This is a genomic window from Streptomyces sp. NPDC054813 (assembly GCF_053611365.1).
Genome location: NZ_JBSHAF010000022.1, coordinates 1 through 22,338, shown reverse-complemented (window position 1 = coordinate 22,338; position 22,338 = coordinate 1). Strand labels below are relative to the sequence as shown.

22 protein-coding genes are annotated in these 22,338 nt (G+C 71.6%); 11 read left to right on the top strand and 11 right to left on the bottom strand.

Annotated features, from left to right (window positions below; genetic code table 11):
• Nucleotides 1-51: 51 nt before the first annotated feature.
• From ACWGJB_RS35360 to ACWGJB_RS35350, 3 genes are read right to left on the bottom strand one after another with little or no spacing between them, the layout of a single operon-like run.
• Nucleotides 52-405 (bottom strand): UBP-type zinc finger domain-containing protein, encoded by a 354-nt coding sequence (locus tag ACWGJB_RS35360; RefSeq protein WP_453384130.1) that lies wholly within the window; start codon nucleotides 403-405, stop codon nucleotides 52-54.
• Nucleotides 402-1,880 carry an ATP-binding protein gene (locus tag ACWGJB_RS35355; protein WP_453384129.1) on the bottom strand — a complete coding sequence of 493 codons (1,479 nt, stop codon included), beginning with the start codon at nucleotides 1,878-1,880 and terminating at the stop codon, nucleotides 402-404. Before ACWGJB_RS35355 ends, ACWGJB_RS35360 begins: the two co-directional genes overlap by 4 nt.
• On the bottom strand, nucleotides 1,877-3,553 hold the full coding sequence (locus tag ACWGJB_RS35350) for an FAD-dependent oxidoreductase (protein WP_453384128.1): 1,677 nt from the start codon (nucleotides 3,551-3,553) through the stop codon (nucleotides 1,877-1,879). Before ACWGJB_RS35350 ends, ACWGJB_RS35355 begins: the two co-directional genes overlap by 4 nt.
• 184 nt (nucleotides 3,554-3,737) lie before the next feature.
• On the opposite strand from ACWGJB_RS35350, the gene ACWGJB_RS35345 reads away from it, so the two are divergent.
• A complete protein-coding gene (locus ACWGJB_RS35345) occupies nucleotides 3,738-4,607 on the top strand; it encodes a universal stress protein (RefSeq protein WP_453384127.1) in 870 nt (289 codons plus the stop codon).
• 1 nt (nucleotide 4,608) lies between these two features.
• Here ACWGJB_RS35345 and ACWGJB_RS35340 read toward each other — a convergent pair whose 3' ends face one another.
• The 3 genes from ACWGJB_RS35340 to ACWGJB_RS35330 form a co-directional block, all read right to left on the bottom strand.
• Complete coding sequence (locus ACWGJB_RS35340) at nucleotides 4,609-5,844, bottom strand: DUF4032 domain-containing protein (RefSeq protein WP_453384126.1); 1,236 nt, start codon at nucleotides 5,842-5,844, stop codon at nucleotides 4,609-4,611.
• 9 nt (nucleotides 5,845-5,853) lie between these two features.
• On the bottom strand, nucleotides 5,854-6,603 hold the full coding sequence (locus tag ACWGJB_RS35335; RefSeq protein WP_453384125.1) for an MBL fold metallo-hydrolase: 750 nt from the start codon (nucleotides 6,601-6,603) through the stop codon (nucleotides 5,854-5,856).
• Between the two features lie 88 nt (nucleotides 6,604-6,691).
• Nucleotides 6,692-7,318, bottom strand: coding sequence for an alpha-ketoglutarate-dependent dioxygenase AlkB (locus ACWGJB_RS35330; protein ID WP_453384124.1), 627 nt, complete (start codon nucleotides 7,316-7,318; stop codon nucleotides 6,692-6,694).
• A gap of 119 nt (nucleotides 7,319-7,437) precedes the next feature.
• On the opposite strand from ACWGJB_RS35330, the gene ACWGJB_RS35325 reads away from it, so the two are divergent.
• Together ACWGJB_RS35325 and ACWGJB_RS35320 are read left to right on the top strand one after the other, a co-directional pair.
• Nucleotides 7,438-8,118 carry a TetR/AcrR family transcriptional regulator gene (locus tag ACWGJB_RS35325; RefSeq protein WP_453384123.1) on the top strand — a complete coding sequence of 227 codons (681 nt, stop codon included), beginning with the start codon at nucleotides 7,438-7,440 and terminating at the stop codon, nucleotides 8,116-8,118.
• 17 nt (nucleotides 8,119-8,135) lie between these two features.
• A complete protein-coding gene (locus ACWGJB_RS35320; protein WP_453384271.1) occupies nucleotides 8,136-9,809 on the top strand; it encodes an FAD-binding dehydrogenase in 1,674 nt (557 codons plus the stop codon).
• A gap of 25 nt (nucleotides 9,810-9,834) precedes the next feature.
• Here ACWGJB_RS35320 and ACWGJB_RS35315 read toward each other — a convergent pair whose 3' ends face one another.
• Nucleotides 9,835-10,185, bottom strand: a complete 351-nt coding sequence (locus ACWGJB_RS35315; protein WP_453384122.1) for a DUF488 domain-containing protein — start codon at nucleotides 10,183-10,185, stop codon at nucleotides 9,835-9,837.
• 165 nt (nucleotides 10,186-10,350) lie between these two features.
• Between ACWGJB_RS35315 and ACWGJB_RS35310 the strand changes: the two genes are divergently transcribed.
• The 4 genes from ACWGJB_RS35310 to ACWGJB_RS35295 all read left to right on the top strand — a co-directional run bounded on the left by ACWGJB_RS35310 (nucleotide 10,351) and on the right by ACWGJB_RS35295 (nucleotide 15,237).
• Entirely contained in the window at nucleotides 10,351-11,754 is a 1,404-nt protein-coding gene (locus tag ACWGJB_RS35310) for a M1 family metallopeptidase (protein ID WP_453384121.1), read from the top strand.
• 147 nt (nucleotides 11,755-11,901) lie between these two features.
• On the top strand, nucleotides 11,902-12,642 hold the full coding sequence (locus ACWGJB_RS35305) for a L,D-transpeptidase family protein (RefSeq protein ID WP_453384120.1): 741 nt from the start codon (nucleotides 11,902-11,904) through the stop codon (nucleotides 12,640-12,642).
• Between the two features lie 31 nt (nucleotides 12,643-12,673).
• Nucleotides 12,674-13,372 (top strand): response regulator transcription factor, encoded by a 699-nt coding sequence (locus ACWGJB_RS35300; RefSeq protein WP_453384119.1) that lies wholly within the window; start codon nucleotides 12,674-12,676, stop codon nucleotides 13,370-13,372.
• Nucleotides 13,369-15,237, top strand: coding sequence for a sensor histidine kinase (locus ACWGJB_RS35295; RefSeq protein ID WP_453384118.1), 1,869 nt, complete (start codon nucleotides 13,369-13,371; stop codon nucleotides 15,235-15,237). Before ACWGJB_RS35300 ends, ACWGJB_RS35295 begins: the two co-directional genes overlap by 4 nt.
• Here the strand turns inward: ACWGJB_RS35295 and ACWGJB_RS35290 are convergent.
• Nucleotides 15,230-15,484 (bottom strand): WhiB family transcriptional regulator, encoded by a 255-nt coding sequence (locus ACWGJB_RS35290; protein WP_453384117.1) that lies wholly within the window; start codon nucleotides 15,482-15,484, stop codon nucleotides 15,230-15,232. The genes ACWGJB_RS35295 and ACWGJB_RS35290 overlap by 8 nt on opposite strands.
• A gap of 111 nt (nucleotides 15,485-15,595) precedes the next feature.
• Complete coding sequence (locus tag ACWGJB_RS35285; RefSeq protein WP_453384116.1) at nucleotides 15,596-16,810, bottom strand: saccharopine dehydrogenase family protein; 1,215 nt, start codon at nucleotides 16,808-16,810, stop codon at nucleotides 15,596-15,598.
• 138 nt (nucleotides 16,811-16,948) lie between these two features.
• Between ACWGJB_RS35285 and ACWGJB_RS35280 the strand changes: the two genes are divergently transcribed.
• Nucleotides 16,949-17,641, top strand: a complete 693-nt coding sequence (locus ACWGJB_RS35280; RefSeq protein WP_453384115.1) for a TetR/AcrR family transcriptional regulator — start codon at nucleotides 16,949-16,951, stop codon at nucleotides 17,639-17,641.
• A gap of 93 nt (nucleotides 17,642-17,734) precedes the next feature.
• Here ACWGJB_RS35280 and ACWGJB_RS35275 read toward each other — a convergent pair whose 3' ends face one another.
• Nucleotides 17,735-18,619, bottom strand: coding sequence for a LysR family transcriptional regulator ArgP (locus tag ACWGJB_RS35275; RefSeq protein WP_453384114.1), 885 nt, complete (start codon nucleotides 18,617-18,619; stop codon nucleotides 17,735-17,737).
• Between the two features lie 86 nt (nucleotides 18,620-18,705).
• On the opposite strand from ACWGJB_RS35275, the gene ACWGJB_RS35270 reads away from it, so the two are divergent.
• Both ACWGJB_RS35270 and ACWGJB_RS35265 read left to right on the top strand, forming a co-directional pair.
• On the top strand, nucleotides 18,706-19,323 hold the full coding sequence (locus ACWGJB_RS35270; protein ID WP_453384113.1) for a LysE/ArgO family amino acid transporter: 618 nt from the start codon (nucleotides 18,706-18,708) through the stop codon (nucleotides 19,321-19,323).
• A gap of 128 nt (nucleotides 19,324-19,451) precedes the next feature.
• Entirely contained in the window at nucleotides 19,452-20,762 is a 1,311-nt protein-coding gene (locus ACWGJB_RS35265; RefSeq protein ID WP_453384112.1) for an MFS transporter, read from the top strand.
• 3 nt (nucleotides 20,763-20,765) lie between these two features.
• Here the strand turns inward: ACWGJB_RS35265 and ACWGJB_RS35260 are convergent, their stop codons facing one another.
• Nucleotides 20,766-21,215: a cyclic nucleotide-binding domain-containing protein gene (locus ACWGJB_RS35260; RefSeq protein ID WP_453384111.1), complete on the bottom strand. Its 450-nt coding sequence runs from the start codon at nucleotides 21,213-21,215 to the stop codon at nucleotides 20,766-20,768.
• Between the two features lie 399 nt (nucleotides 21,216-21,614).
• On the opposite strand from ACWGJB_RS35260, the gene ACWGJB_RS35255 reads away from it, so the two are divergent.
• Nucleotides 21,615-22,028 carry an ATP-binding protein gene (locus ACWGJB_RS35255; RefSeq protein WP_453384110.1) on the top strand — a complete coding sequence of 138 codons (414 nt, stop codon included), beginning with the start codon at nucleotides 21,615-21,617 and terminating at the stop codon, nucleotides 22,026-22,028.
• Nucleotides 22,029-22,338: the final 310 nt, after the last annotated feature.

Below are 22,338 nucleotides of genomic sequence, written 5' to 3'. Positions count from 1 at the left end.
CACAATCCACCCGCACCCGACACACACAGAACCCCCCATCCCCTTAGGCGCTCACCCCCGCAGAACCTGCGCCCAGTTCTCCGGCACCCGCTCCGCAGGACCCGGCACGGACTGGTCCGCGGGATGGCACTCCGGCGGCGCCAACTCCGGTCCCGCCTCGAATACTTCCTCCGTCTCGTAGTTCCAGAACCATCCCTCGTCCGGCTCGTAGCTACGAATGATCGGATGCCCCGTGTCACGGAAGTGCGCCGTCGCGTGCTTGGCGGGCGAGTCGTCGCAGCACCCTATGTGCCCGCACTGCGCGCACCGTCGCAGATGGAACCACCAACCCCCCGCTTTGTCGCACTCCACACACCCGGCACCGCTCGGCGGAACGCTCGGGTCGATCGCGGTGTCGCCGCTCATACCGTCTCCTCAGATGATCGGGGCGTCTCTGCCTCGGGCGCTTCGGCGGTCAGCGGAAGCAGTACCTGGAACCGGGTGTCCCCGGGCACCGACTCGACCCGCATGGTGCCGTGATGCTTGTTCACGACGATCCGCCACGAGATGTCCAGACCGAGACCCGTGCCTTGCCCCACGGGCTTCGTCGTGAAGAAGGGGTCGAAGATCCGGTCCTTGATCTCCGGCGCGACCCCGGTCCCGGTGTCCCGGAACTCGACCAGCAGGTGCTCGTGGTCGAGCGCGGTCCGCACGGTCAGCGTGCCCTGTCCGACGCCGTCACCGTCCTTCATCGCGCACACCGCGTTGTCGATGAGGTTGGTCCACACCTGGTTGAGCTCGGCGGGGTAGGCGGGAACCGGCGGGAGCGTACGGTCGTACTCCTTGACGACCTGGATGTCCTGCCCGATCTTGGCGGACAGCATCAGCAGGGTGCTGTCGAGGAGTTCGTGCACGTCCACGACCCGGTAGGGCGCCCGGTCCAGCTGGCTGTACTGCTTGGCCGCGTCGACGAGGTTCGAGATCCGGGTGGTGGAGTCGTCGATCTCGTTCATCAACAGCTCGGTCTCGATGGTGTAGTTGAGCCAGCCGACCGCGTTCGGCAGGATCTCCTCGTCCACCGCCGCCGAGACCTGCTCCAGCCAGTCGATGTCCAGCCCGGCCTGCACGAAGGTCGGCGCCAGCTGCCAGCCGTAGTCGATGCCGTGGTCGTCGAGCCAGTCGGAGAGTGCGTCCTCGCGGTCGGTGGCCTCCAGCGGGCTCATCGCCGGGGCCTTGGCGACCCGTTCGGCGGTGCGCTCCTGGATCTCGATCAGACCGGCCAACTGCTCCCGCGAGAACGGCCCTTCGGCGATCACCGCGAGCTTGTGCCGCATCTTCGCGATCCGCTCGCGCAGTGTGGACGTGGCCCGGACGGCCGCGGCGGCCGGGTTGTTGAGCTCGTGGGTGAGCCCGGCGGACAACGAGCCGAGCGCCAGCAGCCGTTCGCGCTGCCCGATCGCCGCCTGGGTGTTCTTCGAACCGAAGAACAGGCCCTCCAGCAGATGCACGGCCATCGGGAACCACTCGCGCATGATGTCCGCGAAGGTGTCCGCCGGAAGCACGAAGAACCGCGTCGGCTCGGTCACCCGCATCGAGTTGTTGTACCCCTGCCGCACCCGGTCCCCGAGGTAGGCCTGCATGGCACCCGCGTACACCCCGGCCTGTGAGGTCCGGGTGACCTCGACGTCGTCCCCGCCGACCTGCCGGGAGAGCACCACGGTGCCTTCGATCATCACGTAGAAGCAGGTGGCGGCCTCACCCTCGGTGTAGACCGGACCGGGCTCGAACCGCTCCACCCGGCCCGCGGCGCACAGCCGCGCCAGCTGCTCCGGCTCCAGCTTCTCGAAGAGGAAGAGCGCGCCGATCTCCTTCGGGCTGCACGGGCACACCTGCCCGCTCATGACTGCTCCAGATAACGGTGGACGAGCATCACGGCCATGGCTCCTTCTCCGACGGCGGACGCGACACGCTTGGCGGACTCGGCACGCGCGTCGCCCGCCACGAACACTCCGGGCACGCTGGTCTCCAGGTGGTACGGCGGCCGGTCCAGCTCCCAGGCCGTCGGCGGCCGTCCGTCGACCGTCAGATCGGGGCCGGCCAGGATGAACCCGCGCCCGTCGCGCAGCACGGTGTCGCCGAGCCAGTCGGTCAGCGGAGCCGCGCCGATGAACACGAACATCCACTGCGCCTCGACCGACTCGGTCTCGCCGCTCACCGAGTGACGGAGCGTCAGCCGCTCCAGCCGGTCGGACCCGTGTGCGGAGTCGACCACGGTGTGGCTGCGCACCGAGATGTTCGGGGCCTCGTTGATCTGCTGGATCAGGTAGTACGACATCGACGCCGACAGGTCGGCGCCGCGCACCAGCAGCGTCACGGACTTGGCGAACCGGGACAGGTACATGGCCGCCTGGCCCGCCGAGTTGGCGCCGCCGACGATGTACACGTCGTGGCCCTGGCAGGAGGTGGCCTCGGTCAGCGCGGAGCCGTAGAACACCCCGCAGCCGGTCAGGCCGAGGCAGCCCTCGGCCTCCAGCTGCCGGTACTGCACACCGGTCGCCAGGATCACACTGTGCGCGGCGATCGCCGAACCGTCCGCGAACCGCACCACCCGGGCGGCCCCGCTGACCTCAAGTGCCGTGACCTCGCGGGCGGTCAGCACCTCCGCGCCGAACTTGGCGGCCTGCCGCCGGGCCCGGTCGGTGAGCTGCGCCCCCGACACCCCGTCAGGGAAGCCGAGGTAGTTCTCGATCCGGGAGCTCTGCCCGGCCTGCCCGCCGGTCGCCGCGCGCTCCACGAGCACGGTCCGCAGGCCCTCCGACGCCCCGTACACCGCCGCGCCGAGCCCGGCCGGGCCGCCGCCGATGACCACCAGGTCGTAGAAGTCCGCCGTGGGCGTGGTCGCGAGCCCCACCCGCGCGGCCAGTTCGGGCGCCTCCGGCTCGACCAGGGGCGTGCCGTCCGGCGTGATCACCAGCGGCAGCCGCTGCCCGTCGGCCCCGGCGGCCGCCAACAGCCGCTGGCCCTCCGGCTCCTCGACCGAGTACCAGCGGTAGGGCACCTGGTTGCGGGCGAGGAACTCCCGCACGTCCGAGGACCGGGCCGACCAGCGGTGCCCGACGACCTTGGTGGCCGCCACCGACTTGTACTCGCTGCACCGCCAGGCGTCCAGCAGGTCGTCGAGGACCGGGTACAGCTTCTCCTCGGGCGGATCCCAGGGCTTGAGCAGATAGTGGTCCAGATCGACGACGTTGATCGCGTCGATCGCCGCGTTGGTGTCCGCGTACGCGGTCAGCAGCACGCGCCGGGCGCCCGGGTACACGTCCAGGGCCTGTTCCAGGAATTCGATGCCGTTCATCTGCGGCATCCGGTAGTCGGCCAGGATCACCGCCACCAGGTCGCCGCGCAGCTTCAGCTCCCGCAGCGCGTCCAGTGCGGACTCCCCGGACTCCGCGCGCACGATCCGATAGGACGCGCCGTAACGGCGCCGCAAGTCCCGGGCGACGGCACGGGAGACCCCCGGGTCGTCGTCCACGGTCATGATGACGGTCCGTGCTGCGTCGGCAGCCTGTGCCATACGTCTCCCACCCCGAGCCGTTGGTTTCTCGGTACGGCGGGCTCTCCGGGAGGAGCGCGGCCACCGCACCCGCCCATCGTATGTTCGATCGTCCGCCTTCGCTCTTGTACGCCGGTGCACAGCGGGCACCCGTCCGTGCGGAAGACTGATCACGCACACGCGGAACCGACGAGGAGGCCGGTGCATGACACGCCCGATCACGGCAGGGGTCGACGGTACGGAGGAGAGCCTCGCGGCTCTGGACTGGGCGGCCCGGGAGGCGGTGCGCCGCGGTCTGCCGCTAAGGGTGGTGCACGCCTGGTGCTACGAGGAGCAGGAGGCGCTCGGCGGCGACCGGGAGACGCAGCACGGGTGGGTGTCGGACGGGGTGGCCGAGTCGGTGCGTGCCGTCACCGGTCGGTATCCGGAGCTTGCGGTGAGCGTCGACGTCCTGGCGGGCGGAGCGGTCGAGGTACTGGTCGAGGCGGCGGCCGGGGCCGAGTTGCTGGCGCTGGGCTCGCGCGGGTACGGGCCGGTCGTCGGGTTCCTGCTGGGCTCGGTGGGCCAGCAGGTGATCGCCGGGGCCGCCCGGCCGGTCGTCCTGGTGCGCGCCGGGGACCGGCCCGTGGCCGAGGCCGCCGGGCGGGAGGTCGTCGTGGGCCAGCAGGGCGGGGCGGAGGACAGCGCGGCCGTGCTGGAGTTCGCGTTCGAGACGGCGGCGGCCCGTGGCGCGACGGTCCGGGTGGTCCGGGCTTGGACCCTGCCGCCGGTCTTCGCCTACAGCCCGGGCTCGCTGAAGCTGCTGGACGAGACCGGCGGCCTGGAGCCCTACGAGAAGAAGGCCCTGTCCGAGGCGGTACGGCCGCTGCGGGAGCGGTTCCCGGACGTACCGGTCGCCGAGCACGTGGAGATGGGCAGCGCCGGCCAGGTGCTGCTCTCGGTGGCTGGCCGGGCCCAGCTGATGGTCGTCGGCCGGCGCGCCCACCGCACGGCGGTCGGCGCGCGCATCGGCTCGGTCGCGCACGGGGTGCTGCACCACGCCGACTGCCCGGTGGCCGTGGTGCCGCACGACTGACTCATTCGGGAGTGACCGGCTCCAGGGTCTCCCGGGCCTTGGGCAGCACGTTCTCGATGTAGTCCTCGACCGCGCTGTCCAGACCTATGTCCTGCTGTGCCCGCTCGGACAGGTACCAGCGGTGTTCGAGCAGCTCGTGGTAGATCTCGGCCGGGTCCATGGAGCCGCGCAGCTCCAGCGGTACGGCCCGCACGGTGGGGCGGAAGACGTCCCGCACCCACCGGTGGGCCAGCACCTCGGGCCGGGCGGCCAGGGGGTCGCCGGGGGCGTAGTCGTCCTGGGTGGCCATCCAGCTCTCCAGGTCGTTCAGCAGCCGCCGGGCCTGGTTCTCCTCGGCGTCCAGGCCGGTCAGCCGGAGCAGCTGGCGCTGGTGGTGCCCGGCGTCGACGACCTTGGGCACGAAGGTGACGCTGTCGCCGTTGGAGGAGTGCTCGATCTGCATCTCGGCCACGTCGAAACCCAGCTCGTTGAGCCGTCGGATCCGGCGCTCGATGTAGTGGTACTTGCCGGCCGGATACACCGAGGTGCGGGTCAGCTCCTCCCACAGTTCGCCGTACCGGGTGCAGATCTCGAACCCGAACTCGATCGGGTCGAGCGACGGGTGCAGCGCTCCCGACGCCTCCAGGTCGAGCAGCTCGCCGCTGATGTTGACCCGGGCCAGGTCGAGGTCGTACTCCCGCTGCCCGTTGCTCAGCTGCGGATGCAGATCGCCGGTCTCGGCGTCCACCAGATAGGCCGCGTACGCGCCCGCGTCCCGCCGGAACAGCGTGTTGGACAGCGAGCAGTCGCCCCAGGCGAACCCGGCCAGGTGCAGTCGTACGAGCAGCACGGCGAGGGCGTCCATGAGGCGGTGCATGGTGGCCGGCCGCATGGTCGTCTCGAACATCGAGCGGTAGGGCATCGAGCCGCCCAGGTGCCGGGTGACCAGGACCGACTCCAGCGGTTCGCCCACCGCGTCGGTGCGGCCGGTGATCACCGCGAGCGGGTCGACCGCGGGGATGGCGAGCCGGTCCAGATCGCGCAGCAGCTCGTACTCGCGCAGCGCCGGGCGCTCGGCCAGCTCCTTCACGGCGATGACCTCGCTGCCGGCCCGGGCGTAGCGCACCACGTGCCGGGAGATACCGCGGGGGAGCGGCACGAGGTAGTTCTCGGGCCACTCCTCCAGCGGGACGTCCCAGGGGAGTTCGAGCAGGAGCGCGGGGTGCTCCGGGTTGGTGGCGCTGAGCTGCAATGCCATGGCCCGACCTTAGACGGCGCGTTCGCGGGCCTGCCGGGCGGCCTCCGCGACGGATCCCCGGTGCACGGGCCCGTGTCCGGGCAGCAGCACGTCGCCGTCGAGCGCCTCGATGATGCCGAGCGAGGCCACCGCCCGGGAGCGCTCGTGGTGGAACATGTCGGGCAGCAGCTGCGGGCCGCTGAGGCGCGCCGTGCGGTGGCCGCTGACCAGGGCGTCACCGGAGATCACGATCCCGGCGTCGGGCAGGTGGTAGGCGGTGTGCCCGTCGGTGTGGCCGGGCGTGTGCACCGGGACGGGCCGGCCCGGCAGGTCCAGCGGGCCGTCCGCGACCGGGAACGCCTCGGGGGCGGTCACCGGGTGCTGTTCGGTGCCGCCGACCCGCAGGACGTGCACCAGCCACGGCACCACACCCGGCCGCCAGGCGTTCTTCAGAACGGCCCCCACCGAGACCTGCTGGAGGAACTCCCGCCGAGCGTGCGGCACTTCGGCCTCGTGCAGATAGACCGGGGTGCCGTGGGTGTCGCGCAGGTACTCGGCGGAGCCGAGGTGGTCGTTGTGCGCGTGGGTGATCAGGACGGCCGCCACCGCCTCCGGTGAACTGCCCACCTCCGCCAGGGAGTCGAGCAGTCCCGGCCGGTCCCCGGGGTAGCCGGTGTCCACCAGTGTGACGGCGTCGCCGTCCTTGAGGATCACCCAGTTGGTGTGCTGCCCGTGCACCAGGTAGATGCCCTTGCCGACTTCGTGTACCTCTGCGCGCATGCTCTCTCCGACGTTCCCGCAGCGTCCCGACCGAACCGGGGGACAGCCAACCAGATGGCGTGCGGTGGCTGTCGACTGGGGATCCGGGTCACCGCACCCCCTGTGGCCGGAACTGGACGCTGATGCGCGGACCGGCGGCCCGTGCGGTCTTCGGTACGCAGTGTTCCCAGGTCCGCTGGCAGGAGCCGCCCATCACGATCAGGTCGCCGTGGCCCAGCGGGCGCCGGACCGAGGGGCCGCCGCGCAGCGGGCGCAGCAGCAGGTCACGGGGCGCGCCCACGGAGAGGATCGCGACCATGGTGTCTTCCCGCGCGCCCCGGCCGATCCGGTCGCCGTGCCAGGCGACGCTGTCCCGGCCGTCGCGGTAGTAGCAGAGCCCCGCCGTGGTGAACGGCTCGCGCAGCTCGTCGGCGTAGTGCCGGGTGAGTGCCTCGCGGGCCTCGACGAGGACGGGGTGCGGCAGCGGGTCGCCCGCGCCGTAGAAGGCGAGCAGCCGTGGTACGTCCACGACGCTGTCGTACATCGTGCGGCGCTCGGCGTGCCAGGGGACGTCCGTCGCCAGCTGTTCGAACAGGGCGTCGGCGCCGCTCAGCCAGCCGGGCAGCACGTCGATCCAGGCGCCGGAGCCCAGCTCGGTCCGGCCGGCGCCGTCGAGGGAGCCGAGCCGCAGCTCGTCGGTCTGGTCGAACAGGGAGCCCTGGAGGTGCGTGGCCATGGAGCCAGCGTACTCCTTAATCGAAAATGTGTTCCCATTCGATCATGGCGACCTCGCTCCGAGGTCTTTCGATACGTTCATGTATCGGATACGTTCGTGTATCGAATGGAGGTCGGAGCATGGCAGTGGACGGTGCGCCCCAGCGTGTGACCCGGCGCCGGGTGCAGACCCGGGCCCGGCTGCTCGACGCCGCGTTCACGGTGTTCGCGGCCAGGGGCTTCGGGCGCGTCTCCATCGAGGAGGTCTGCGAGGCCGCCGGGTTCAGCCGGGGCGCCTTCTACTCCAACTTCGCCACCCTCGACGAGCTGTTCTTCGCCCTCTACCGGGACCGCGCCGACCTCATTGCCCGGCAGGTCGCCGACGCCCTTGCCCTGGACCGGCCGGACATGGACGTACCGGCCTCCGTGGACCGGGTCACCGACGTGCTGCTCCTCGACGTGGACTGGCTGCTGGTGAAGACCGACTTCCTGGTGCACGCCGCCCGGGACCCGGCCGTCGCCGAGGCGCTCCTCGACCACCGTGCCCGGCTGCGGCAGGCCATCGCCGACCGGCTCTTCCGGGCCCGTGGCCACGCCCCGATCCCCGTCGTGCTCGGCGGGGTGGACGGCGCCGCGCACGCGGTGGTCGCCGCGTACGACGGCGTGACCACCCAGTTGCTCCTCGACAAGGACATCGACCGGGCCCGTGCCTGGCTCAAGCAACTGCTCACCGCGCTGCTGACCGACGGCAGCACCGCAAGCGAACCCCCGAGCGCATCCCCCGATCGGGATCCGACCGGGATCCGACCGGGATCCGAATGAGAAAGGCAACGGTCGCCATGGACGCGGACGTCATTGTCGTCGGAGCGGGCCTCGCCGGCCTGGTCGCGGCGCACGAACTCACCAGCAGGGGCCGCCGGGTCGCCCTGGTCGACCAGGAGAACGCCGCCAACCTCGGCGGCCAGGCGTTCTGGTCCTTCGGCGGCCTCTTCCTCGTCGACTCACCCGAGCAGCGCCGCCTCGGCATCAAGGACTCCCTCGACCTGGCCTGGAACGACTGGCAGGGCAGCGCCCAGTTTGACCGCAAGGACGACGAGGACTCCTGGGCGGTGCGCTGGGCGCGGGCCTATGTCGAGTTCGCGGCCGGGGAGAAGCGGCCCTGGCTGCAGAGCCACGGCATCAGCCTGCTGCCGACCGTCGGCTGGGCCGAGCGCGGCGACCTGCGCGCGACCGGGCACGGCAACTCCGTACCCCGCTTCCACGTGGCCTGGGGCACCGGCACCGGCGTGGTCGAGCCGTTCGCCCGATACGCCAAGCAGGCCGCCAAGGACGGACTGCTCACCTTCCACCACCGCCACCGGGTCGACGAACTCGTCATCGAGGACGGCGCGGCACGCGGTGTGCGCGGCACGGTCCTCGCCCCCGACGACTCGCCGCGCGGTGTCGCCTCCAACCGTGACCGGATCGGCGACTTCGAGCTCACCGCCCAGGCCGTCGTCGTCACCACCGGAGGCATCGGCGCCAACCACGACATCGTCCGCCGCTACTGGCCGGAGCGCCTAGGCACACCCCCCGCCGAGATGGTCACCGGGGTCCCCGCCTACGTGGACGGCCGCATGCTCGACATCAGCGCCGAGGCAGGCGTACGCCTGGTCAACCGCGACCGCATGTGGCACTACACCGAGGGCATCCAGAACTGGAACCCCGTCTGGCCCGGCCACGGCATCCGCATCCTGCCCGGCCCGTCCTCGATCTGGCTGGACGCCCTCGGCCGTCGGCTCCCCGACCCCTGCCTGCCGGGCTACGACACCCTCAGCACCCTCAAGTACCTGCGCACCACCGAGGACATCGCCGGACACGACCACTCCTGGTTCGTCCTCACCCGGAAGATCATCGAGAAGGAGTTCGCGCTCTCCGGCTCCGAGCAGAACCCCGACATCACCGCGAAGGACCGCAAGGCCGTGCTGCGCGACCGGCTGCTCGGCAAGGGCGCCCCGGGCCCGGTGCGGGCCTTCGTCGACAAGGGCGCGGACTTCGTGACCGCGAACTCCCTGGAGCAGCTCGTCGAGAAGATGAACGGGCTCACCGACAAGGCACTCCTGGACGCGGCCGAGGTGCGCCGCCAGATCGTCGCCCGTGACCTGCAGATCAACAACTCCTACAGCAAGGACTCCCAGGTCCAGGGCATCCACAACGCCCGCCGCTACATCGGCGACCGCCTCGGCCGGGTCGCCACCCCGCACCGCATCCTCGACCCGGCCGCCGGGCCGCTGATCGGCGTCAAGCTGCACGTCCTCACCCGCAAGACCCTCGGTGGCATCCAGACCGACCTGGACTCCCGCGCCCTGGGCGCCGACGGGCAGCCGATCGAGGGGCTCTACGCGGCCGGTGAGGTGGCCGGCTTCGGCGGTGGCGGTGTGCACGGCTACAACGCGCTGGAGGGCACGTTCCTCGGCGGCTGCCTGTTCTCGGGCCGGGCGGCGGGACGCGCGGCGGCCCAGCAGACGGCCTAGACCGAGAAGCCTCCGAGGCCGGGGCCTACGCGGAGAGGAGGCGCGCCAGCACGGTGGCGTGGCTCTCCTGCGGTGTCTTCGACGCGGTGAGCAGCGTCACCGGGCCCTTCCGGGCCGACTCCCGCAGGCCGTCGAGTAGTTCGGCGGCCTCGGGAGCAGCCAGCTCCGCCCGGTAACGGCCCGCGAACTCGTCGTAGGACCCCTCGCTCGAGTGGAACCAGCGGCGCAGCTCGTTCGACGGAGTCAGCCCCTTGGGCCACTCGTCCACCTGCGCGTCCGCCTTCGACACCCCGCGCGGCCACAGCCGGTCCACCAGGACCCGTACCCCGTCCTGCGGCTCGGGCGGTTCGTAGATCCTGCGGACGCGCACGCTCACGGTCGGGCACCTCTCGGCTCGGTGGGGGTGCCGCGAGGGTACGCGGCGGGCCCGTGCCACCGGCTGCCGACGCGGCGCAGCTTGACCAGAATGAGGGGGAAACGCGGACACCCCCGCGCCTAGTCTGTGGGCCATTGATCATTGGCCACCTCCCAAGGAGCGCATGTGCAGGGCGCAAGCAGACGTACCGCAGTTCTCCGCCGCGAGGCCGTCCTCGCCACCGTCCCGGTCGCCGTCGCGGCCCTGCTCGCCGCCGCCGGACCGGCTTCGGCGAGCACGATCGGCACCGCGGGCGCGGGCGACCCCTACTTCCCGCTCAGCGGCAACGGCGGCTACCACGTCGGCCACTACGATCTGACGCTCCGCTACGACACCTCCTCCCGCCACCTCGACGGCAAGGCCGTCCTCACCGCCCGCGCCACCCAGAAGCTCACCCGCTTCGACCTCGACCTCAGCGGTCTGAAGGTCACCCGGGTGACGGTCGACGGCCGGACCGCCCGTTTCAGCCGCAGCGGACAGGAACTCGTCGTCACGCCCTCGCACGCGCTCGCCAAGGGCCGGGAGTTCCAGGTCGCCGTCACCTACAACGGCACCCCCAAGCAGGTCACCGACCCCGACGGCTCGCCGGACGGCTGGATCCGCACCGACGACGGCGCGTTCGTCGCGGGCGAGCCGCAGGGCGCGATGACCTGGTTCCCGGCGAACAGCCATCCCAAGGACAAGTCGTCGTACGACTTCACGATCACCGTCCCCAAGGGACGCACCGCCGTCGCCAACGGCGTCCTCCTCGGGCAGCACACGTCCGGCGGCCGCACGACCTTCCGGTGGCGGCAGACCGAGCCGATGGCCGCGTACCTCGCCACCGCCACGGTCGGCAAGTTCAAGGTGCAGCAGTACACCACCCGGGACGGGATCAAGGTGTACAACGCGGTCGACCCACGCGAGGCGAGCGGGTCGGCGGCGGTGCTGAAGAAGCTGCCGTCGGTGCTGGAGTGGGAGAGCAAGCTGTTCGGGCCGTACCCGTTCCGGTCCGCCGGGGCGATCGTCGACCACGCGCCGAACGTCGGCTACGCCCTGGAGACGCAGAGCCGGCCGATCTACGACTCCGCGCCCGACCTCGGCACGCTGGTGCACGAGAACGCCCACCAGTGGTTCGGCGACTCCGTCTCCCTCACCGCCTGGAAGGACATCTGGCTCAACGAGGGCTTCGCGACGTACGCCGAGTGGCTCTACAGCGAGCAGCACGGGGGCGACAGCGCGCAGAAGTCCTTCGACGCGCTCTACGCCAAGCCGGCGAGCAACGAGTTGTGGGCGTATCCGCCCGGGGATCCGGGCAGTGGCGCGAACATCTTCGGGACGCCGGTGTACGCGCGGGGTGCGATGGCTCTGCACGAGCTGCGGAAGGCGGTCGGGGATCCGGTGTTCTTCCGGATTCTGCGGGTGTGGGCTTCGGAGCACCGGTACGGGCACGGGACCACCGCGGAGTTCGTGAAGCTCGCGGAAGGGCAGTCGGGGCAGGATCTCGGTTCGTTGTTCCAGACGTGGTTGTACAAGAAGGGCAAGCCGTAGCGGTTCGGGTGCGGGCCGGTGGGGGCTTGTCGCGCCCACGCGGCGGCAGCCGCAAATCGACACACCCCCGCGCCCCTTTGGGGCGCTTCAGTCAACGGGGATATGAAGCTGACGAGTTTCTTACAATTGTCGGCCAGAGTCGGTCTCATGATCCATCGCAGAACAGCTGTTGCCCTCCTCGCCTCCCCCCTCCTGCTCTCGGGGTGCGGGGGTGGCGCCGAGGCCGCGCCGAGTCGGTCGGACGACGACCGGCCGGCGCGGACGACGGCTTCCCCCACACCCGAGAGCAACAGCCCGCAGCCCACCGGCATACCGGGGCTGGGGCCGCGGACCGCGGCCGCGATACCCGAGCGGGCCGAGCAGGTCGTCGTCGCCAGGGGACGGGGCAAGGACTCGCCCGTCTCCACCGTCGTCCTGTACGAGCGCGACGACAGCGTCTGGCAGCCCGGCGCGAGTTGGCCCGCGCACAACGGCAGGGACGGCTGGAGCGAGCACCACATGGCCGGGGACCTGCGCTCACCCGTCGGCGTGTACGGGCTCACCGACGCCGGGGGCCTGCTCGCCGACCCGGGGAGCAGGCTGCCGTACCACCAGGGGTACGGCTTCCACTCGCCCGGCACCGGCTTCGAGGGCGAGCCGCTGGAAGGCTCCTTCGACTATGTCGTCGCCGTCAACTACAACCGGCAGCCCGGCACTTCGCCCCTCGACTGGACCCGCCCCATGGGCGCCGGGCGCGGCGGCGGCATCTGGCTGCACGTCGACCACGGCGGCCCGACACACGCCTGTGTCAGCGTCGCCAAGGCGCACATGAAGGAACTGCTGCGCACCCTGGACCCGGACCGGCACCCGGTCGTCGTCATGGGGCACGCCGACTGGCTCGCCCAGTAGGCCGCCGGCACACCGCTTAGGATCCGAACCTGTGTGCGCACATGTGCTGGTCGCCGAGGACGACGAGATGCAGGCCGAGCTGATCCGGCGCTCCCTGCTGGCCGAGGGCCATACCGCGACCGTGGTCCACGACGGCGCCGCCGCGCTGGACGCGGCCCGGCGGCTCGGGCCCGACCTGGTCGTCCTCGACCTGATGCTCCCGGTGATCGACGGCTTCGGCGTCTGCCGGGTGCTGCGCGGCGGCGACCCGGAGATCCCGGTGCTGATGCTCACGGCCCGGTCCGAGGAGGACGACGTGCTGCTCGGTCTGGAACTGGGTGCCGACGACTACATGACCAAGCCGTACAGTCCACGAGAGCTGATGGCCCGGATCCGGACGGTTCTGCGGCGCAGCGGGCGGACCGCCGCGGTACGGGAGGAGCCGGCCGTGACCGCGGCCGGGATCAGTGTCGATCCGGTGCGGCACGAGGTGCGCTGCGACGGGGTGCCGGTGGAGGTGACCCCGGCCGAGTTCCAGATCCTGCTCGCCATGGCCGGGGAGCCCGACCGGGTGTTCACCCGGCGGCAGCTGCTCCAGTGCACCCGCGGCTTCGACCGGGCCTCCACCGAACGGGCCGTCGACGTCCATGTGATGAACCTGCGCCGGAAGATCGAGGCCGATCCCCGGCGGCCGGTGCGGCTGGTGACCGTGTTCGGCGTCGGCTACAAGCTGAGCGGCGGCCGCCCGTGAGGGCCCGGATACCGTGGCGCAAACGGCTCCTGGTCCGGCTGCTGTTCGCCTCCGTGCTGATCGCCGCGTGCTCGGTGGCCGCCACCGCCTGGCTGGCGGTGACGACCACCACCAGCGCGCTGGAGGAGGAGCAGGGCCAGGACCTCGCGGCCGACAACAAGATCCTCGCCCAGCTCAGCGGCTACGCCGCGGAGCACCCCGACTGGAGCGGGGTGCGGCACACGGTCCGCTCGCTGGCCGCGCAGACCGGCCGCAGGATCGCGCTGACCACCGCCGACCGCACCCTGATCGCCGACTCGGCGGCACCGGGCACCGCACTGCCGCCCCGGCCGGCCGCCGCCATCGACCCGCTGCACACCGACACCTACACCGAGTCCGGCGCCCAGCTCAGCGGCATCGACCCGCGGGTGGTGGGCCCGTACCGGCTGTCGGCGAAGGAGCGCGGGGAACTGGACATGGTGGCCCAGAAGGAGCGGTACTGCTACAACACCTACGGCATCCGGACCACCGTCGCCCACACCCCGAGCGGGCGGCCCTACCTCGTCGACGACGACGGCACGGACGCCCCGGGCTTCCGCTCGATCGGCTGCGGCAGCGGGCTGGACGACTCCCTCACAACGGCGAAGAAGGGGATCCTCGGCGGTACCCGCACCGAGGCGAAGGCCCTCGCCACGCTGACGGAACTGGTCCGCCCCTGTCTCCAGAGCAAGCACCTGGAACTCGCCGGACAGCTGTACCTCACCTACGACCAGACGGGACGCAACCCGGTCACCGGCGGCTTCCTCATCACCGCCAAGAAGGGCAGCCGCGACCAGGCACAGACGGACCAGATCGCGAAGAACTGCATCACCAGCGCCCGCCGCACCCAGCTCGAACCGTATGCCGCCCCGGCCGCCGAACTCTTCCTCGGCCTGGGCGACCAGACCGCGCCCCGGTTCGACATGTCCCGCGCCAACAAGGCGAAGATCGTCGGCGCGGCCGGACTGGTCCTCGCCTTCACGGTCGCCGTCACCGCCGTGGTCGCCACCCGGCTCGTCCGGCCGCTGCGCGCGCTGACCGTCACCGTGCGCCAGCCGCCCGAACTGCATGCGCGGGCGCCGGTGCGGACCCGGGACGAGACCGGGCTGCTGGCCGAGGCGTTCAACGACCTCACCGAGCGCCGGGAGCGGCTGGAGGAACAGCGCAAGGCGATGGTCAGCGACATCGCCCATGAACTGCGCAGCCCGCTCACCAACATCCGGGGCTGGCTGGAGGTCACCCGGGACGGCGTGGTCGACCCCGACCCGGCGCTCCTGGCCTCGCTGCACGAGGAGGCGCTGCTGCTCCAGCGGATCATCGACGACCTCCAGGACCTGGCGGCCGCCGACGCCGGCACCCTGCGCATGCACCGCGAACCCGTCCGCGCCGCCGACATGGTCGACCAGGTCGCCGCCGCCCACCGGGTGGCCGCCGACGCGGCCGGGGTCACGCTGCTGACCGACGTCGACGGCACGGCCTGGCTCGACGCCGACCCGGTGCGGATGCGGCAGGCGCTGGGCAACCTGGTCTCCAACGCGATCCGGCACACGCCCGCCGACGGAACGGTGACCCTGGCCGCCCGCCGGGCCGGCGACGAGGTCGTGCTCACCGTCACCGACACCGGCAAGGGCATCGCCCCCGACGATCTGCCGCACGTCTTCGAGCGGTTCTGGCGCGCGGAGAAGTCCCGCAGCCGACGTACCGGGGGCAGTGGGCTCGGTCTGCCGATCGTGCGCCACCTGGTCGCCGCCCATGGCGGGACCGTCGAGGCCGCGAGCGAACCGGGCAAGGGAGCCGAGTTCACCCTGCGGCTGCCGGCCGCCGAGGCACCGGCCGACGTCAGCTGAACCGGCGCGCGGCCCGCTGCCGGCGCCGGGTAAGCAGCCGGCGCTCCGCCTCGGTCGTACCGCCCCAGATGCCTACGGTCTGCCCGGTGTCCAACGCCCAGCCCAGGCACTGATCCTGGACCGGACAGCGCTCACAGACGGCCTTTGCGCGCCGTGTCTGGTGCAGTGAAGGCCCGGTGGTGCCGATCGGGAAGAAGAGGTCGGGGTCCTCCTCGCGGCACTCGGCGTGGTCTCGCCAGTCGTCCATCGAAGTCACCTGCGATCCAAGTCGATTCTGCCGTTTCATGTGCGTACTCGGCTTCGGGTCACCGGAGTGGGCGCGTCCGAAACGGCGAAGTCCCCTGGAATTCGCGGGCGGTCACTGCTCGCGCAGACCCCAGGGCGAGCCGTACTCGGTCAGCAGGTCGAGGAACGGGCGGGCCGGGAACGCCTCCGGGCCGAGGACGCCCGAGCCCGACCACGCACCGGTGGCCAGGAGTTCGAGGGCGACGACCGGGTTGAGGGCCGTCTGCCACACCACGGCCTGACAACCGTACTCCGCCATGGACCACTCGTTGTCGACCACGTGGTAGAGATACACCTCACGCGGCTGCCCGTCCTTGACCCCGCGCACCCAGGTGCCCGCACAGGTCTTGCCGCGCATCCGGTCGCCCAGCGTCGCCGGGTCGGGCAGCGACGCGGCGACCACGTCCCGCGGCGAGACCGCGACCGGGCCGTCGGTGCCGGGCACGGTCACCGGGGTGGTCCTGTCCAGCCCGAGCAGGTGCAGCGTCTTGAGCGTCTCGATGAACTCGCGGCCGAGCCCGTACTTGAAGGTGACCCGCCGCGCCTCCACCCAGCGGGGCACGAGCAGCACCTCCTCGTGCTCGACGTTGACGCACTCGACCGGCCCGATCCCCTCCGGGAAGTCGAACACCTCCGGTTCGCTGAAGGGGGCGGTGGTGAACCAGCCGCGCCCCTCCTCGTACACGACGGGCGGGTTGAGGCACTCCTCGATGGTGGTCCAGATGTTGAAGGAGGGCGCGAAGTCGTAACCGTCCACCGTCAGGTCCGCGCCGTCGCGGATGCCGATCTCCTCGATCTCGTCGAAGAGCTCGTCGGCCGCGTACCGCGCGAACACATCCGAGAGCCCCGGCTCCACGCCCATCCCGACGAGCGCCAGCGCGCCCGCCTTCGCCCACTCCTCGGCCAGGGCGAACTGCTCGTCGCCCAGCTTGACCCCGCACTCCTCGTACGGCCGTTCGGCGTGCGGCCGGGACAGTGACATCGCCATGTCGAGGTAGCCGGCGCCGGCCTTGCGGGCGGCCCGGAAGAGCGGCATCACAAAGCGCGGATCGGTGGCGTTGAGCAGCACATCGCAGCCGTGCCGGGCCAGCAGGCCGGCCACGGCCGCCTCGTCACCGGCGTCGACCCGCTCGGCGAGGAACCGGTCGTCGCCGACGGCAGCCACGGCCGCCTCGGCGCGGGCCGGGTCGTAGTCGGCGACCACCATCACCTCGAAGAACGGGCGACGGGCCGCGATCCGGGTGACGGCGGTGCCCACACCACCGGCTCCCACGAGCAGTACGCGCATGGCGGAATCTCCTTCTCGAACAGTGTGCGAGGTCGAGTACGGGGGCGCCCGGCCGGAATCAAACGCCGGACCCCGTCGTAAGGTCAATGGCGTTGGCATAAGAACGCCGTCGGCGTGAGAACCCCAGGGGAGTGCCCGATGCCCAAACCGGTCGTACCGGAGGAGAAGCGCCGCCGGCGCCGGCCCACGCGTGGCGGCACGGTGCTGTCCGAGCGGCTGATCGTGGCGACCGCCCTGCGTCTGCTGCGCGAACACGGCAGCGCGGGCCTCACCGCCCGCCGCCTGGGCCTGGCCCTCGACTGCGACCCCAGCACCCTGTACCGCTACTTCCGGGGCATGGACGACCTGACCCTGGCGATCGGCGACGCGCTGATCGGCCAGGCGCTGGCCGGCTGGGCGCCGACGGGGGAGTGGCGGACCGACCTGCGCACGATCGGTCTGCGCATCCACGCGGAGTACGTGGCCCATCCGCAGGCGGCCCTGCTGACGGCGAACCGGGTGACGGGCCGGGCGCAGGAGCTGGCGGCGGACGAGGCGATCCTGGACGTCCTGCGCACGGCGGGCTTCCCCCTGCCGGAGACGGTTCGCGTCTACCACGCCTTCATCGACCAGACCCTGGCCTTCGCGGCCCTGGACGCGGCATCCCTGGCCCTGCCACCGGACTCCCAGCGAGCGGACGAGGCCAAGTGGAACTCGACGTACGCCCAGCTGCCGCCCACGACTCATCCCCGCATCGCGGAAGCGGCCCCGCTGCTGGCGAAAAGGATGGTGACCAGCGCTTATCCGACGGCCCTGGAAATGCTGCTGGACAGCACAGAACGGTCCTTGTAAGCGCCCCTGGCGGGGGCGCCCCGAAAGGGGCGCGGGGAAGGGGCGCGATCAGCCCCCACCAGCCCGCACTCGCACGACCACCGGCAGCCCGCCCTACGGCTGTCGCAACGCGCGCCCCGCCGTACTCACCACCGCCTCCGCCACCGCCCCCAGAGCCGGCGAATCCAGCTTCCACTGCTGCCAGTACAACGGCACGTCCACCCACAGCTCCGGCTCCCCGAGCCGTACCAGCCGCCCCTCCCGCAACCGCGGCTCCGCCTGCACCTCCGGCACCATCCCCCACCCCAGCCCCGCCGTCACCGAGTCCGCGAACCCCTCCGAGGTGGGCACGTAATGCCGTAGCGAACCGGCCCCGCCCCGCCCCAGTCGCCGTACGAACCCGTCCTGGACGTCGTCCCGCCGGTCGAAGACGATCACCGGCGCCTCGGCGAGCGCATCCGGCAGCGGCCCGGTGAGATGCGCCGCCGCGAACTCCGGCGCGGCCACCGGCAGGTACCGCATCCGCCCCAGTGCCCGCACGGAGCAGCCGGGCACCGCGTCCGGCGAGGAGGTCACCGCCGCCATCACCAGCCCCTCCCGCAGCAGCGCGGCCGTGTGCTCCTCGTCCTCCCGGTGCAGTTCGACGAAGACGTGCGGGAGACCGGTCAGCGCACCCAGGAACCACGTCGCCAGCGAGTCCGCGTTGACCGCGACCGACACCCGGGTCGGCTCCCCGGCACCGCTCATGCCCAGCTCGCCGCGCGCGTCGCGTTCCAGCCGGGCCAGCTGCCGGGCGAACCGCACCAACACCTCGCCCGACTCGGTCGGCCGCACCGGCTTGGTGCGCTGCAGCAGCACCCGGCCCGTCCGCTGCTCCAGCGCCTTCACCCGCTGGCTGACCGCCGACGGCGTCACGTGCAGGGCCGCGGCCGCCGCGTCGAACGTACCCTCGTCCACCACCGCCAGCAGCGTCCGCACCTGGTCGAGAGGAAGTTCCACCGTTCCGCTCCCGTCTGCAGCTGTGCTAAGGGTACGTAAGAATCTTTAGCTGTACCTCCAGAGATCACTTCCTTACCGTCGAGGACATGTCCAGCTCTCTCGCCGCCGCTGCCGCAGGTTTCGGCAGCGGCCTCTCGCTCATAGTCGCCATCGGCGCCCAGAACGCCTTCGTCCTGCGGCAGGGCGTCCGCCGGGACGCGGTCCTCGTCGTCGTCGCCATCTGCGCCCTGTCCGACGCGGCCCTCATCTCGCTCGGCGTCGGCGGGGTGGGCGCGCTGGTGGTGGCGTGGCCGGGCGTGGTGCGGGCGGTCGGTCTGGTCGGCGGCGTCTTCCTGCTCTGCTACGGCGTCCTGGCCGGCCGCCGGGTGCTGCGGCCGGGCACCGGCGGTCTGCGCGCCGAGGGTGAGGCGGCCGGTTCCCGGCGCCGGGCCGTACTCACCTGCCTCGCCATGACCTGGCTGAACCCGCATGTCTACCTGGACACCGTGTTCCTGCTCGGCTCTCTCGCCGCCGACCGGGGCGACCTGCGCTGGACCTTCGGCCTCGGCGCCGCGCTGGCCAGTCTGTGCTGGTTCGCCGCGCTCGGCTTCGGTGCCCGGCAGCTCGGCCGGTACCTCGCCGAGCCGGCCGCCTGGCGGGTGCTGGACGGACTGGTGGCCCTGACCATGATCGGGCTCGGCCTGATGCTCGTGGCGGGCTCCTGACGCCCGCGGACCCCGGTGCGGCCGGATCCTGAGACAACCGGTTCGGCGGTCACAGAAGTTGCTGGGATAGTGATCCTGCAGTCGAAAGATGTAGCGAGCACCAAGAGGACCAGGACACCAGGAACTCCGTGGACACCAGCGAGAGCGGCACCCAGTCCGGCATACAGCCCCCCGAAGACACCACGGCTGCCCCGCCTCCGCCCCGGCGGGGCTGGCGCCGCTGGGCGATGGACACCCGCCCGCTGGCCGTCCCGGCCTACCGCCGGCTGTGGACCTCGACGATCGTCACCTCGGTCGGCAGCCAGCTCACCGCGGTGGCCGTGCCCAAGCAGATCTACGACATCACCGGGTCCTCGGCCTGGGTCGGCGCCGCGAGCCTCGCCGGACTGCTGCCGCTCATCGTGTTCGCGCTGTGGGGCGGCGCGGTAGCCGACGCGATGGACCGCCGCAAGCTGCTGCTGATCACCAACTGCGGTATCGCCGTCACCTCGCTGCTGTTCTGGCTCCAGGCCGTCACCGGCCTCGAATCCGTGGCCGCGCTGATGGTCCTGCTCGCCATGCAGCAGGCGTTCTGGGGGCTGAACGCCCCGGCCCGTACCGCCTCCATCGCCCGGCTCGTCCCCGAGGGACAGCTGCCCGCCGCCAACGCCCTCGGATCGACGGTCATGCAGACCGGGCAGGTGATCGGCCCGCTGCTGGCCGGTGCGCTGATTCCGGTCATCGGCCTGCCCGAGCTGTATCTGATCGACGCGCTGGCGCTCAGCGTGACGGTGTGGGCCGTCTACCGGCTGCCCGCGCTGCCGCCGCTGGCGCGTGCGACGGCCCGCCGGGCCGGGGTGCGGGAGATCGTGGAGGGTTTCCGCTACATCTCGATGCACAAGGTGCTGCTGCTGTCGTTCCTGGCCGACATCATCGCGATGGTCCTCGGCATGCCCCGCGCCCTGTTCCCGCAGCTGGCCGCGGAGACCTACGGGTCCTACGGCGAAGGGCTGGCGCTCGGCCTGCTGTTCGCGGCGATCCCCGTCGGCGCCGTGCTCGGCGGGCTCTTCTCCGGCACCTTCTCGCGGGCCCGTCGGCACGGCTGGATGGTGATCGGCGCGGTCGTCGGCTGGGGCGCCGCCATCGCCGGGTTCGGGCTCAGCCGCAACCTCTGGGTGGCGGTCGCCTTCCTCGCCGCCGCCGGGGTCGCCGACATGGTCTCGATGGTCTTCCGGGGCGCCATCCTGCTGTCCGCCGCGACCGACGAGATGCGCGGCCGGATGCAGGGCGTGTTCACGGTCGTGGTCGCGGGCGGGCCGCGGCTGGCCGACGTCCTGCACGGCACCATGGGGTCCGTGTTCGGGCCGCGCGCGGCCGTCACGGGCGGCGGGCTGCTGGTCGTGGCCGTGATGCTGGCCCTGGCCGCCGCCGTGCCCGCCCTGCGCCGCTACCGCATCTGACCCCTAGGCGGGCCGCCGCCCCACGTACGCGTCCAGCAGCTTGCCCCGGGTGACCTCCAGCCGGCTGGCGAGGATCTCGGCGACGGTCCGCACGAGCGAGAGCCCCAGCAGCGGATCCTCCACGCACAGCGCGAGCACGGCCGCGGCGTCGTACTCGTAGGCCCGCACCTGGCTGAAGGCCACCGCCCCGAAGTCCCAGGTGTACGGCGGGAACAGCCATGACCAGCCGAGCAGGTCGCCGGCGCCCAGGCTGGCGACGGTGACCCGTTTGTGGGACGTGACCTCCTGGTCGAGGTTGACGGCACCCGAGCGGATCACCCAGAAGCGGTCCGCCGTGCCACCGGCCTCGAAGATGCGGGCGTCCTCGGGGAAGGAGATCTCCTGCGCCAGTTCCATGAGGCGCTCGCGCTGCGCCTGCGGAAGTGCGGTCAGCAGTTTGATGGCTTTGGTCATGGCGCTGGGCTCCTCGCCGGCGAGGGTACGGGGGCTTTGCCTACGCCCATTTCATCCGCTGCCGCCGCGCCGGGCACCTCGAAGGAGATGAGAATCGCCTGCCCGGAGCCGTCCGGGCGTTAAAAAGCCCTGGCTGGACGGGGGAGGCCAGCCAGGGCCGTCAAGCGGTGGTACGGGAGGACCTGCTGTCGACTCCGCGACCACTTATGGATGAACGCTAAACCATCCGGGGCCATTTCGCGTACCCAGGAACAGGCTACGTGACCCGTTTCACTCAGGGGAAGCCCTCGCCGCCCCCAGATGTGTTTGTTGGCGCCCCGACCGGTGAGCCGTACAAGTAGAGACCCGCGCGGACAGGCCAGACAGACCCGACCGGTCCACCACTCAGGGAGCGAAGGGATGCGCGAGAAGATCCGGACCGAATCAGTAGTGGTACCACCCGACTCCCGCCGACCGTCGTTGCGGCCGGCGGACGCCCGCAGAGAGGTCCGCGGCGCGCTCGCCGGGCAGGCTGTGCCGTGCCCCGCCGAAGCCCTGAACGACGCCCTGCTCGTCGCCTCCGAACTGACCACCAACGCGATCCTGCACGGCGGCGGGATCACCGGATTCGACGTGGACGTCGAGGGATGCGCGGTACGCGTGTCGGTGAGCGACCGCAGCGACGCCCTACCGGTGGCCGAGCAGGTCCCGGACGACCGCGGCCGGCTCGGTGGCCGGGGCTGGCCCATCGTCTGCCGGCTGGCCCGGGACGTGGAGGTCGCCGGACTGCCCCGCGGGGGCAAGCGGATCACCGCGGTCGTGTCGCTGAGTTGAGCCGGCGAGCCGAGTTTCTCCCGACGGTGTTTGCGTCCGGGGCGAAGGGGCAGGCGGAGTTTCGTGCTTCGGACCGGAGGCGCGCGCCAGTGGGAGCGGTCATACCGCCCCCGGCCCGCAGAGCGGTCCGGGCGGTGCTCCCGCGGCGACTCTGACACCGCAGTTCGGGTCCAATCCCGGAACCACGTTCCGGTGATGCCCTGGAACCCACAGTTCAGGAGCGATTCCGCATGCCGACCGACTTGTCGAACAGCCGCCCCCGTACGCCCGGCCAGCCTGCGCACGCCCCGTCCCGGCGTTCGCACGACGA